This window comes from Bradyrhizobium sp. Kon69, assembly GCF_055807515.1.
In genome coordinates this window covers 1-254 of sequence record NZ_JBVVOS010000463.1, presented here as the reverse complement: position 1 = coordinate 254, position 254 = coordinate 1, and the positions used below count along the sequence as shown (strand labels likewise).

General features: G+C 59.1%; 1 protein-coding gene. It reads right to left on the bottom strand.

Features of this window, described 5'->3' with window-relative positions; translation table 11 throughout:
* A partial coding sequence (locus AC0L3U_RS39815) for a hypothetical protein (RefSeq protein WP_473365183.1) occupies positions 1–254 on the bottom strand: 254 nt, incomplete at both ends.

Genomic DNA, 254 nt, shown 5'->3' with positions numbered 1-254 from the left:
CCGGGCATGACCTGTACATCGTTGACTATCGGGTAAGACCAGCGCTCATTGGTGTTGTTGGTCGACGAGTCGACATCCACCTGGCGCGGCAGGGTGAATTGCCCGACGGCACTGGTGGTCAATGCGGCACGTTCGACCCCTGGGATCGTGGCGACGCCGTCATGCAAGCGCTGATAAAACAGGATACGGCTGGCATCGTCGGGGTAACTGTTGGGGTTGAGGTGGATCTGTGCGGTCAGGTAGCCATCAGTATC